The organism is Jiella mangrovi (genome assembly GCF_017815135.1).
In the GTDB taxonomy this organism is placed as follows: Bacteria; Pseudomonadota; Alphaproteobacteria; order Rhizobiales; family Rhizobiaceae; genus Jiella; species Jiella mangrovi.
The window spans coordinates 166,236-175,715 of record NZ_JAGJCF010000010.1; the positions used below are offsets into that span (position 1 = coordinate 166,236).

The 9,480-nt window shown below is 66.0% G+C and carries 8 protein-coding genes; 1 reads left to right on the forward strand and 7 read right to left on the reverse strand.

What is annotated here, in order from left to right:
- Positions 1 to 101 precede the first annotated feature (101 nt).
- From J6595_RS14630 to J6595_RS14660, 7 genes are all read right to left on the reverse strand, one after another.
- The gene (locus J6595_RS14630; RefSeq protein WP_209595304.1) at positions 102 to 278 is read right to left on the reverse strand and encodes a hypothetical protein; all 177 of its coding nucleotides are present in this window, start codon (positions 276 to 278) and stop codon (positions 102 to 104) included.
- A 31-nt stretch (positions 279 to 309) separates the two neighbouring features.
- The gene (locus J6595_RS14635; RefSeq protein ID WP_209595305.1) at positions 310 to 1,680 is read right to left on the reverse strand and encodes an ammonium transporter; all 1,371 of its coding nucleotides are present in this window, start codon (positions 1,678 to 1,680) and stop codon (positions 310 to 312) included.
- Between the two features lie 678 nt (positions 1,681 to 2,358).
- Positions 2,359 to 3,666: a type III glutamate--ammonia ligase gene (glnT, locus tag J6595_RS14640; protein ID WP_209595306.1), complete on the reverse strand. Its 1,308-nt coding sequence runs from the start codon at positions 3,664 to 3,666 to the stop codon at positions 2,359 to 2,361.
- Between the two features lie 100 nt (positions 3,667 to 3,766).
- Entirely contained in the window at positions 3,767 to 5,095 is a 1,329-nt protein-coding gene (locus tag J6595_RS14645) for an FMN-binding glutamate synthase family protein (protein WP_209595307.1), read from the reverse strand.
- A 21-nt stretch (positions 5,096 to 5,116) separates the two neighbouring features.
- Positions 5,117 to 5,803, reverse strand: coding sequence for a GltB/FmdC/FwdC-like GXGXG domain-containing protein (locus J6595_RS14650; protein WP_209595308.1), 687 nt, complete (start codon positions 5,801 to 5,803; stop codon positions 5,117 to 5,119).
- An 18-nt stretch (positions 5,804 to 5,821) separates the two neighbouring features.
- Positions 5,822 to 6,751 carry a class II glutamine amidotransferase gene (locus tag J6595_RS14655; RefSeq protein ID WP_209595309.1) on the reverse strand — a complete coding sequence of 310 codons (930 nt, stop codon included), beginning with the start codon at positions 6,749 to 6,751 and terminating at the stop codon, positions 5,822 to 5,824.
- A 129-nt stretch (positions 6,752 to 6,880) separates the two neighbouring features.
- Positions 6,881 to 7,564 (reverse strand): helix-turn-helix domain-containing protein, encoded by a 684-nt coding sequence (locus tag J6595_RS14660; protein ID WP_209595310.1) that lies wholly within the window; start codon positions 7,562 to 7,564, stop codon positions 6,881 to 6,883.
- A gap of 328 nt (positions 7,565 to 7,892) precedes the next feature.
- Between J6595_RS14660 and J6595_RS14665 the strand changes: the two genes are divergently transcribed.
- Positions 7,893 to 9,224, forward strand: a complete 1,332-nt coding sequence (locus J6595_RS14665) for an NAD(P)/FAD-dependent oxidoreductase (RefSeq protein WP_209595311.1) — start codon at positions 7,893 to 7,895, stop codon at positions 9,222 to 9,224.
- Positions 9,225 to 9,480: the final 256 nt, after the last annotated feature.

Sequence of the window (9,480 nt, forward strand, 5' to 3'; positions counted from 1 at the left end):
GAATCCTACGACAGCGGCTCGAAAATCGGAAATGATTTTCGAGCCGCTGTGCGGATTTCAGGGCCGCGAGGAAATCTTCCGTCTCGCGTGCCTTCAAAGGGCTACGGCTTCTTCGTGAACTTCGCGAAGTCGCGACTTTCGTGATGAGTGCCGTACCAGATCGCTCCGGCCACGAGGGCGACAGAGACGATGAGGGTCAGCACCGTTCCGAAGCCGCTGTGGGCGAGGGTGAAATAGGCCTCGACGCCCTCCCATTGGGTGATCGGCGATGTGTTCATGGTCGGCTTGCCTTTCGATGGTGGTCGGCGGTCATTCGGCGGGGACGGCGGCCGGTCCGCCGGTCTCGATGCCGGGCGTCATGATCGGCGCGGCGGGGCGGGTCATGCCTTCGGGATAGGCTTCGATCGGCACCTCGACGAGATCGAGGCCCATCACCTCCACGTCGTGGGGAACGCGCAGATAGCCGGCCGATTTCATCACGGCCGAGATCGCATAGCCCGGAATGAAGCCGAGAGCGGCCATGACGATGAGGCTGACGAGCTGGCCAAACAGCGACACCGGCGGCATGCCGTCGATGTTCGGATAGCCGGCGGCGAAGAGGCCGACGGCAAGGACGCCCATCGCGCCACCGGCACCGTGGACGGCGACGGCGCCGACCGCATCGTCGATGCCGGCCTTTTCGATTGCGTTTGCGACCATCGGTGCGACGAAGCCGGCGACGACGGCGATGATGAAGGCCATCGGCGGATACCACACGTCGAGGCCGGAGGCTGCCGAGATGATGCCGACGAGGCCGCAGGACATCATCCAGAACGGATCGCGGGTCTTCACCCAGCCGCCGATGATGCCGCCGGCAAAGGCCATGACGGTGTTGAAGGCGAAGGCCGAGAGAGTCGCCGGCTGGCCGAAGATGTTGGTCCACTGGGCGCCGGAATTGTAGATGATGCAGCCGCCGAGGAAGCCGAAGAAGCCGACGATGATCAGCATCAGCCCGACGACGGTCAGCGGCACGCTGTGGGCCTTGATGGCATTCGGCGTGCCGTCGGCATTGTACTTGCCGATGCGCGGGCCGAGATTGATCAGGACGCCGAGGGTGAAGGCGCCGGCGACGAGATGGACGCAGCCTGCCGCGCCGACGTCGTGGAAGCCGAATTCGGTGGTCAGCCAGCCGGTCGGATGCCATCCCCAGGCGGCGGCGAGAATCCAGACAACCGAGCCGAGGATGATCGCCAGAACGAGGAAGGCGGTCAGCCGGATGCGCTCGATCACCGCGCCCGACATGATCGAGGCGGTCGTCGCGGCGAAGAGGGCGAAGGCCGCCCAGAACACGCCGGTGGCGTTGTCGGCAAGGTTCGGCCCCATGGCGCTCGCCCAGGGCAGGGCGGACTCGGAGCCTTCCGCGATGGTGAAGCCGCCGGGAAAGGCGTTGTAGATCCACCAGCCGAAGAAGAAGAAGGTCGGCACCACGAAGGCGAAGGCGAGAAGATTCTTGGTGCCGGCGGCGAGCACGTTCTTGGCGCGAGAGGCGCCCATCTCATAGGCGAGGAAGCCGGCGTGGATGGTGATCATCAGGGCGGTGCACCACCAGTAGAAGATCTCCATGTTGACCGTGTTCGACATCGCCGAACTGGCCTCGAGGGCAGCGACTTTCTGCCCGAGTTCCAACAGTTGCTGATCCATCCGCTTCTCCTTTGATCGTCCCGCCAGGGGAACCCGGTTCACCGCGTCGTGCCTGATCCCCTCGACCGCAACGCAATCAGGAGGAAATATTGTTTCCCCATGCGAGAAACGTGCCAGATGCGGCCGGCTCGGCTCTTCGCTTTCGGATTGTGGTTGGGGAGGGGTTTTCCGGCGCCGCAAGGAAACCGTCTCGCTGTCTGTTTGCGCTTCTGCTCAAATTAGAAGCAGATCCATGCCCTGCTCATGCGCTGATCTGGCGCTTTCGAAGGCCGCTTATCGTCTCGGTTTTGCCGCTGGTGCCGCGGGTGCTTGTGCAGGCGCCGCCGGTCAAAGAAGGGCGGGCGCGCGGTCGCCGCGCCCGGCTCGATGGCGAGCAGAGACGAGGGTGGGAGAGCTCCAGCCGCCCCCGACACTTCGTCATTTTCGGGACGGGGCCCGGCAATCCACAATGCGACGTTCAAGAAGGATGTTTTCTTCAACCAACTCAGTCGGTTGAAGCGCTGCTCTGGATTCTCGGGACGGGGCCCGAGAATGACGAAGCGGTGAGGAAGGCGCCTCTCCTGTCGCGTGCGAGCGGGAGGTTTCACTCCGCATATGCGCAGATTGCTCAAGCGCTTCGCGACCTGCCGCTATGTGACGGGCCGATCGCTGAGCGCTCGCCGTGCAGTGTGCCGCTTCTCACACGTCGAGCGTCGTCGCGCGTTCCCAGTCGGTGAAATGCCCGCAATAGCTGTCCCACTCTTTGCGCTTCAGCTTCAGATAGGCCCTGGAGAACTCGGCCCCGAGCGCCGACGTCAGCCCCTCGTCCTTTTCGAATTCGCGCAGCGCGTCGAGGAGGTTGAGCGGCAGTTTCGGGGCGTCGGTGACGGTGGGGCCCTCGGCATACATGTCGATGTCGCGATGCGGGCCGGGATCGGCCCTGGAGCGGATGCCGTCGAGGCCGGCGGCGATGATCACCGCCTGGAGGAGATAGGGATTGGCGGCGCCGTCGGGCAGGCGCAGCTCGAAGCGGCCGGGGCCGGGCACGCGCACCATGTGGGTGCGGTTGTTGCCGGTCCAGGTGATCGAGTTCGGCGCCCAGGTGGCGCCCGAGACCGTGCGCGGCGCGTTGATCCGCTTGTAGGAATTGACCGTCGGATTGGTCAGCGCGGCGAGCGCCGGTCCGTGTTTCATGATGCCGCCGAGAAACGTCTTGCCCTCGGCCGACAGGCCGAACGGGGCGTCCTCGTCGGCAAAGGCGTTGACCGCGCCATCATTGTCCCACACCGAGACGTGGCAGTGGCAGCCATTGCCGGTCAGGCCCTTGAAGGGCTTGGGCATGAAGGTCGCGCGCAGCCCGTGCTTTTCGGCGACGGATTTCACCATGAACTTGAAGAAGGAGTGCCTGTCGGCGGTTTTCAGCGCGTCGTCGAAGGCCCAGTTCATCTCGAACTGGCCGTTCGCATCCTCGTGGTCGTTCTGGTAGGGCTCCCAGCCGAGGCCCAGCATGTGGTCGCAGATCTCGGCGATGACGTCGTAACGGCGCATGACCGCCTGCTGGTCGTAGCAGGGCTTTTCGGCGGTGTCGTATTCGTCCGAGATCGCCTTGCCGTCGGGGGTGATGAGGAAGAATTCCGCCTCGACGCCGGTCCTGACCCTGAGCCCCGCTTCGGCCGCCTCGGCGATCAGACGCTTCAGCACCACCCGCGGCGCCTGGGCGACGGGCTCGCCCTCCATCTTGAGGTCGGCCGCGACCCATGCGACCTCCGGCTTCCAGGGAAGCTGGATGACGGAGCCGGGATCGGGCATCGCGAACAGATCGGGATGGGCGGGCGTCATGTCGAGCCAGGTGGCAAAGCCGGCAAAGCCGGCGCCGTCCGCCTGCATCTCGGCGATCGCCTGGGCCGGAACCAGCTTGGCGCGCTGGCCGCCGAACAGGTCGGTGAAGCTGATCATGAAGTATCTGATGCCGTTTTCGGCGGCAAAGGCCGACAGATCGCTGGTCATGGTTTCCCCTGCGGTTCGTTCGACGTTGGGGCGCCTCCCGGCATTGTCTTTTTCTTCGCGCCGGGGGCTTCTACGGCCCCCTTTATGCGTTCGCTCGTCGTCAGAGCCCCGTCTGACCGGGGATCCAGCCGGTGCCGGCGAGCGGCACCCTTGCCATCGCCGCCGCCTCGATGGTGAGGGCGACGAGGTCCTCCGGCTCCAGATTGTGCAGGTGGTTGTGGCCGCAGGCGCGGGCGATGGTCTGGGCTTCCAGCGTCATCACCTTCAGATAGTTGGCAAGCCGCCGGCCGGCGGCGATGGGATCGAGGCGCGCCGCAAGCTCGGGGTCCTGGGTTGTGATGCCGGCCGGATCCTTGCCCTCGTGCCAGTCGTCATAGGCGCCGGCCGTGGTTCCGAGCGCGTTGTACTCGGCTTCCCATTTCGCGTCGTTGTCGCCGAGCGCGACGAGCGCCGCCGTGCCGATCGAGACGGCGTCGGCGCCGAGCGCCAGGGCTTTGGCGACGTCGGCGCCGTTGCGGATGCCGCCGGAGACGACGAGCTGCACCTTGCGATGCATGCCGAGCTCCTGCAGCGCCTCAACCGCCGGGCGGATGCAGGCGAGCGTCGGCAGGCCGACATTCTCGATGAAGACGTCCTGGGTCGCCGCCGTGCCGCCCTGCATGCCGTCGACAACGACGACGTCGGCGCCGGCCTTCACCGCGAGCGCCGTGTCGTAATAGGGCCGCGAGCCGCCGATCTTGATGTAGATTGGCTTTTCCCAGTCGGTGATCTCGCGAAGTTCGAGGATCTTGATCTCCAGATCGTCCGGCCCGGTCCAGTCGGGATGCCGGCAGGCCGAGCGCTGGTCGATGCCCTTGGGCAGCGTGCGCATTTCCGCGACCCGGTCGGAGATCTTCTGGCCGAGCAGCATGCCGCCGCCGCCGGGCTTGGCGCCCTGGCCGACGACGATCTCGATGGCGTCGGCGCGGCGCAGGTCCTTGGGGTTCATGCCGTAGCGCGAGGGAAGATACTGATAGACCAGAAGCTCCGAATGGCCGCGCTCCTCGTCGGTCATACCGCCGTCGCCGGTGGTGGTGGAGGTGCCCGACAGCGTCGCGCCGCGTCCGAGCGCTTCCTTGGCGGGGCCGGAGAGGGCGCCGAAGCTCATACCGGCGATGGTGACCGGAATCTTCAGCTGCAATGGCTTCCTGGCAAAGCGCGTGCCGAGGGTGACTGAAGTGTCGCAGCGCTCGCGGTAGCCTTCGAGAGGGTAGCGCGACATCGAGGCGCCGAGGAACAACAGGTCGTCGAAATGCGGCAGAGCCTTCTTGGTGCCGCCGCCGCGAATGTCGTAGATGCCGGTGGCCGCCGCACGCCGGATCTCGGCGAGCGAGACGTCGTCGAAGATCGCGGATTTACGGGGCGGTGTCGGCGGGTTGTGATAGGTCATGGCTCTCAGCGAACTCCCGCCTCAATAGGCGTCGGCATTGTCGATGTCGAAGCTGTAGAGCTTGCGGGCCGAGCCGTAACGCCTGAACTCCGACGGCTCGACGCCGGTGACGCCGGCCCTTTCCAACAGGCCGGCGAGAAGCGTCAGATGTTCTTCTCGCATCTCCTTCTCGACGCAGTCGGCGCCGAGGCTTTTCACGCTGCCGCGAACGAAGAGCTTCGCCTCGTAGAGCGAATCGCCGAGCGCCTCGCCGGCATCGCCGAGGACGACGAGATTGCCGGACTGGCCCATGAAGGCCGACATGTGGCCGATATTGCCGTGAACGACGATGTCGATCCCCTTCATCGAGATGCCGCAGCGCGAGGCGGCGTTGCCCTTGATGACGAGGAGGCCGCCGCGCCCGGTGGCGCCGGCATATTGCGAGGCGTCGCCTTCGACGACGACCGTGCCCGACATCATGTTCTCGGCAACGCCCGGACCGGCCGAGCCATGCACGGTGACGGTCGCGGCTGAGTTCATGCCGGCGCAGTAATAGCCGACCGAGCCCCGGATCGAGACGGCGACGGGCGCATCGCAGCCGACGGCGACGGCATGGCTGCCGCGCGGATTGACGACCTCGAATTCCGTGTCATTGGCGCCGGCGGCAAGGCCGTGAAGCGCCTGGTTGAGCTCCCGCAGCGGCGTCTGGGAAAGGTCGAACGTTGGCAAGCTGCGGGTCTCCCGAGGTCAGGCCGCGAGGGTGCTTTCGCCGGCCAGGCGATCGCGATCCCAGAAATAGACGGAGGCGGGTTCCGGCTCCCATATGCGGGCGCCGTCGATGCCCGGCAGGTCGACGAGGGCGCGATATTCCGAGCCGAAGGCGACGTAGCTTGTCGTCTCGGCCATCACGGCCGGCTTGCAGGCGATCGGATCGCGCAAGACGCCGAAGCCGGTCCTGGTGCCGACGACGAAGGTGAAGAAGCCGTCGAGATCGCAAAGCCCGTCTTCCAGCGCCTCGCCGAGATTGCGCCCCTTGGCCATTCGCGCCGTCAGATAGGCGGCGGCGACCTCGGTATCGTTTTCGGTCTCGAAGCGGATGCCGGCGCGGGCAAGTTCACGGCGCAGATTGTTGTGGTTCGACAAGGAGCCGTTATGGACGAGGCACTGGTCCGGCCCGGTCGAGAAGGGATGGGCGCCAAGCGTCGTCACCGCCGATTCCGTCGCCATGCGGGTGTGGCCGATGCCGTGGGTGCCGGCCATGGAGCGGATGTCGAAGCGCGCGACGACTTCCTGCGGCAGGCCGACTTCCTTGTAGATCTCGACGCTTTCGCCCGCGCTCATCATGCGGATCGAGGGCAGCGCCCGGCGCAGGAAGGCGCGCGCGTCGTCCAGGGCTTCGGCGGGCAGCTGCACGACGGCATGGCTGCTCTTGAGCGAAACCGTCACCGCGTCGCCGGAAAGATGCTCCAGCTGCTCGGCGAGACCGTCGAAATCCTCCTGCGGCCGGTCGAACTGCAGCGTCAGCTTCATGCGGCGGGGAACGGGCTTACCGTAGATCGCGATGCCGGCCGAATCCGGCCCGCGATCGGTCATGGTGATCAGCATGGCGGATAACAGCTCGCCGAGCCTCGGCTCGAGCGCCGGGTCCTTCAGAAACAGGCCGACAATGCCGCACATCTGTGGATCCCCCTCGCGAAGACGATGGATCAGCTATGCCACAGGAATCGGCGCGTCTCAACTATGAGGAATAATTTTTTCTCTGGAGGCGCCGTCGACGCCCGCCGCAAGTTCACTGGCGAGCGGCGCTCAGCCCGTCTCGTGCTGGGGATAGCAGATGATCGAGAGATAGCGGCTCGGCAGTTTCACGAGTTCTTCCGGCCCGTGCGGCGCATCCGCGTCGAAGAAGAAACTGTCGCCCGGCTGCATGTGGTAGCGATTGTTGGCGTGACGATAGATCACCTCTCCCTCCAGCATGTAGAGAAACTCCATGCCGGCATGCTGAAAGGTCGGAAAGACGTCGGAATCGGTCGTCAGGGTGATGAGATAGGGCTCGACGGTCACGCCGCTGGTGTTGTTGCCGATATGGCCGAGCAGATTGTACTGGTGGCCGGCCCGCGTGCCGCGACGCTCCAGCTCGACGCCTTCGCCGGCCTTGACGAAGACGGCGTTGCGCGCCTCCTCGAAACGCCGGAAAAACGCCGTCAGCGGCACGCCGAGCGCCCGCGAAAGCGCCTGCAGCGTCGTCAGCGAAGGCGAGATGTTGCCGTTCTCGATCTTCGACAGCATGCCGAGAGAAACGCCGGTCGCCGAGGCGAGATCGCTGACGGTGATGCCGAGTTTCTTGCGAAAGGCGCGAACCTCGTGGCCGATCGCGGCTTCGAGATTGTGCTCCGTCGGCTCTCTCGTCGCATGCGGGTCCTGGGTCAATGGCGGGGTCGAGCCTGGCTGGTTCCTTGCCGCCGCCTGATCCCGCTTCCTCGAATTTGCCATCGTGTGCCCGCCTGATTTGGTGGGCCAGACCTATCGCCGGAGTGAACGAACTTCAACTGTGGGGAAACCCTTGCGCCCGTTGGTCGCGGCCAACTCGCGTACGGTTATCGGCCCCGGGCAGCGGGCGACGAGCGATCGGCTCGGTTACCGCGCCGAACATGTTGCGAATGTCTCCCAGCCGACTAATCTCACACAACGCAGGTCGACGAAGCGACGGTCTCGACACCCGATCCACCGACCTCATCCCGAAAGGCCCGGCAAGCTTGCGTCCCGGTTGGCGGCCGCGGGGCCTGGCCGTGCAGATCGAGCCAGAAACGAAGGAATTGCAATGCCAGGACCACAGGTCGAACCGGTCGAGCCCAGCGCCGGGCAGCCGTCCCATGCCGACGTCGTGGTGATCGGCGGCGGCATCGTCGGCACCTCTGCGGCGCTGGAACTGGCCGAGCGCGGCCTTTCGGTGGTGCTGTGCGAAAAGGGCGTCGTCGCGGGAGAGCAGTCGAGCCGCAACTGGGGCTGGGTGCGCATGTCGCGGCGCGATCCGCGCGAGATCGACCTGATGGCGGCGTCGATCCGGATGTGGGAAGGCCTTGCCGAACGCGTCGGCTCGGACGTCGGCTATCGCCAGTGCGGGATCGTCGTGCCGTTCTATTCGGAAAAGTTCCGCGACGAAAATCTGAAATGGCTCGACTATATCAAGGGGACCCAGCACCGGGTCGGAGCGATCGACAGCGACCGGGTCCGCGAACTCGTGCCGGACATGAACGTCGATTTCGACGGCGGGCTCTATTCGCCGACGGACGGGCGGGCCGAGCCGCAAAAGGCCGCGCCCGCCATCGCCCGCGCCGCGAAGGCGAGGGGCGCGACGATCCTGACCGGCTGCGCCGTACGCCAGATCGAGACGACGGCCGGCGCGATCTCGGGCGTGACCACCGAGAGCGGCCACATCGCCTGCGACTTGGTCGTCGTCGCCGGTGGCGCCTGGTCGCGGCTTCTGCTCAGGGACGTCGACGTCACCCTGCCGCAGCTCAAGGTGCTGAATTCGGTGTTGAGGACCGAGCCGGTCGAGGGCGGGCCGGAGGTGACGGTGCGCGGGCCCGGCTTTTCCGTGCGCAAGCGGGCGGATGGCGGCTACACGGTCTCGACGCTCGCCTCCAACGTCTACGATCTGACCCCGGACAGCTTCCGCTTCTTCAGGGAGTTCATGCCGGCCCTGAAGATGGAATGGCGGGCGATGTCGCCGCGAATCGGCCGGCGTTTCATCGACGAATGGCGGGATATGCGCCGCACCGGCCGCGACGGCGTCAGCGCCTATGAGCGGACCCGCATTCTCGACCCCGAACCCGACGTGACGATGGGCGATGCGGCCATGATGCGGCTGGCCGCGGCCTTTCCGGCGTTCCGGGACGCGAAGATCGCCCAGCGCTGGGCCGGGCTGATCGATGTGACGCCCGACGCCGTGCCGGTGATCTCGACCGTCGAGAAGCGCCCGGGCCTCGTGGTCGCCACGGGTTTTTCCGGCCACGGCTTCGGGCTCGGGCCGGCGGCGGGGCGGCTTGCCGCCGATCTCGCGACGAACGCCGCGCCGCTTGTCGATCCCACCGCCTTCCGGTTCTCGCGGTTCTCCGACGGATCGCCGATCGTCCCGCTCACGGGAGTGTAGAGCGCCGTGCGTCCGAATGGACGCCACAGTGCGCGACAGGATCCTCGAGAGCCGGCCATGACTTGATCGCGAAGGCTTAGCATTCGACGCTTCGTCATTCTCGGGCCCCGTCCCGAGAATCCTGTGTGTTCGAATTGGTGTATGGTGGGAGGCGGGAAGGAGGCCGAGAGAATCCTGGTCGTCCGCAAGGCAGACCGGTGCCTGGCATGGCCCCTTCCCGCGCCGTCTTCGAAACCTGAACAGTTGCATGAGGCTG

Bases quoted from the DNA above. Each gene is read 5' to 3' on its own strand.
- J6595_RS14630 (WP_209595304.1), bottom strand. From the start codon at position 278: ATGAACACATCGCCGATCACCCAATGGGAGGGCGTCGAGGCCTATTTC.
- J6595_RS14635 (WP_209595305.1), bottom strand. From the start codon at position 1,680: ATGGATCAGCAACTGTTGGAACTCGGGCAGAAAGTCGCTGCCCTCGAG.
- J6595_RS14655 (WP_209595309.1), bottom strand. From the start codon at position 6,751: ATGTGCGGCATTGTCGGCCTGTTTCTGAAGGACCCGGCGCTCGAGCCG.
- J6595_RS14645 (WP_209595307.1), bottom strand. From the start codon at position 5,095: ATGACCTATCACAACCCGCCGACACCGCCCCGTAAATCCGCGATCTTC.
- J6595_RS14660 (WP_209595310.1), bottom strand. From the start codon at position 7,564: ATGGCAAATTCGAGGAAGCGGGATCAGGCGGCGGCAAGGAACCAGCCA.
- glnT (WP_209595306.1), bottom strand. From the start codon at position 3,666: ATGACCAGCGATCTGTCGGCCTTTGCCGCCGAAAACGGCATCAGATAC.
- J6595_RS14665 (WP_209595311.1), top strand. From the start codon at position 7,893: ATGCCAGGACCACAGGTCGAACCGGTCGAGCCCAGCGCCGGGCAGCCG.